Below are 2,501 nucleotides of genomic sequence, written 5' to 3' on the forward strand. Positions count from 1 at the left end.
AGACTGCGCGTCATCGACGGCACCGCACAAGACCCCGAGGACGACAACCGAGAACTCACCGCTTAACCTGCAGCAACAGGATCACGCGGAGGCCGACTCATACACCACTCCGCTGGACGTGACCCGGGTGGCCACAACCGGGCCCCTCTGTCACGGCCCGGTGCGGCTGCTCTTCGAGTCAACGCGGGTACATCAGGCCGATGAAGGGCCTACGCCGCCCGAGAGGTTGAAAGCCTTGAAAGCTCGAAAGGCCGCTGCCATGACGGCGACGTCACGCATCCCCAACACCGCGCTTGCGGCCCTGGTCAACGAAGCACGTTGGAACAACGGTCAGCTCGCCCGAGCCGTCAACCGCATCGGAGACGAAGCCGGGATGCGTCTGTCCTACGACGACAGCGCCGTATGCCATTGGCTCAGCGGCACACTGCCGCGTCCACGCGTGCGCCCCCTAGTCTGCGAAGCTCTGACACGCCGCCTGGGCCGCCCCATCACCTTGGCGGCCGCCGGCTTCCCCACCGGCAGCACCGCGCACACTGAAAACCTGGACATCTTCGCGGAACTGCTCGAACTGGGGAGCGCAGACATGGATCCCTCACGGCGGACGCTACTGGGCGCGATCGGCATGTACTCGGCCGCCTTGGCGATCCCGAACTGGAGCGAGATCAGCGGGCGCTTTCAGCAGCTCCGCAAGAACCCCTACACCCGTATCGGCCCGCGCGAAGTCCAGGCCGTCCGCACCATGACAGAACACCTGTCGGCGCTGGACGACCAGTTCGGCGGTCGAACCGTGCGGCCGATGGCAGCGGCGTTCCTGGTCAACACCATCACTCCGTATCTCCACGCCACAGCAAGCGACAAGGTACGGCGGCAGATGCTGTCGGCCGCCGCCGACCACTGCTACCTGACCGGCTACATGGCGATGGACGAACGCGCCGACGGTTTGGCCCAGCGCTACTTCCTCAAAGCCCTGGAACTAGCCGGGTACGCCGACGACCACCTCACCTACTGCACCACCCTGCGCGGCATGAGCGTCCAGGCCGTCGACCTCGGACACAGCAAGGACGCCCTCCACCTCGCCGACGCCGCCGCAGAAGCCTCACCCAAGGCCGGACCACGGATGCTGGCCTTCCTCACCGGCCAGCAAGCCCACGCAGCCGCCCAATGGGGCGACCGCGACACCGCTCTCAGAAAACTCCGTGAAGCCGAAGCCGCAATGGAACGCGCGGAATCCCAGGCCAAGACCTTCGGCTCCTACGACTCCGCAGCCCTGAACTACCACATCGCCCAGGTCCGCTACGAACTCGGCGACCGCAAAGAGTCCATCGAGGCACTGGAACGAGCCGACCGCCAACGGCACAGCGTCTACCGGCGAGTACGAGTCCGGCACCTCGGCACCATCGCCGAACGCAAACTCCAACTGGGACGCCTCGAAGAAGCCTGCGGTGACTGGCATCGCATGCTCGACGAATACGAAGACGTGCAGTCAGGACGCTGCGACGACCGGTTCCGCGCCATGATGACCGCACTCAGCCACTACCAGAAGAACACTCACGCCAGAAACCTCTACGAACGAGGTCGGACCATCGCACGCAGGCGGACACAGGCGCAACAGCACTGAGGAACAGGGCGAACACTCGCTCACTCGCGACGCACCATCAGCGCTGGTCGAGCAAGCCCAGCAGCATCTCGCGTCATGGAGACCTACCATCAGCTCGCCCGCGCATTCGGCGTCAAAACCGTCTGGTTCGTGGCGCCGTCCTCCCCGATCCTTCCGAGGCACGCGCAGACGACATCGTCCTAGCCGACAAGCGATCGGCATCAACACGCCGCCACGCGGACCTGCGCGACGCGGGCCTGAGCTACGCGAACCTGCGCGGCGCGAACCTGCGCGGCGCGAACCTGCGCGGCGCGAACCTGCGCGGCATCCGGGGCATGACGGCAGACGAGGTGCGCCAGGCAGCGCGAAGTGATGCGTCGACCAGGTTCTGAGGGGGTGCGGACACCCCCGGTGAAGAACCGCAGGTACGCCGACTGCTCCGACATCCGGTCCACCAAGCGGTGCAGCACCCGGCGATCCGACCGCACCAGCGGCCGGATATGCACCATCCCACCGTCGCGCAGCAACGCTTGCCGGCCCGCCTCGGTCACATGGAAGCCGACATCATCGGCCTCCCAAGGCATGAAGGCCGGGCGACCCGGACCCGTAGGGCTTTTGCTCTGCCGTCACGACATCAGCCCCGCCCGGCGGAAACAGGGCGGTCCATCCGCCCGGGTGGAACGTCACTGGCCACCGTGTCGGTGCCGGGTGTCACCGCAAGCAGACGGCACACGGGGGTCGGCGTTGGGCGGTTCGGTCACGGCGGCGCGCCGTGACGCGCGCCGAGGCCGGCATCCGCCCATGACTTCAGCGAGTACCGCCGCGGCGGGGACGCTGTGAAGGCGGCTGCCCCTGGTGGCCGGTGCACACGACAAGGGGCCGGTGGCGCCGTCATCGACGCCAC

General features: G+C 67.1%; 2 protein-coding genes. Both read left to right on the forward strand.

Going from position 1 to position 2,501, the window contains the following annotated elements; translation table 11 throughout:
* The coding region (locus QSK22_RS33135; protein WP_285498449.1) for an NsdA family TPR-like regulatory protein at window positions 1–1,618 on the forward strand (1,618 nt) is incomplete at its 5' end.
* A gap of 251 nt (window positions 1,619–1,869) precedes the next feature.
* On the forward strand, window positions 1,870–1,989 hold the full coding sequence (locus QSK22_RS33140) for a pentapeptide repeat-containing protein (protein WP_285498450.1): 120 nt from the start codon (window positions 1,870–1,872) through the stop codon (window positions 1,987–1,989).
* The last annotated feature ends 512 nt before the right edge of the window (window positions 1,990–2,501 follow it).

Origin of the sequence: Actinomadura sp. NBRC 104425, from assembly GCF_030269545.1 — a bacterium.
GTDB classification, from domain to species: Bacteria; Actinomycetota; Actinomycetes; order Streptosporangiales; family Streptosporangiaceae; genus Spirillospora; species Spirillospora keratinilytica.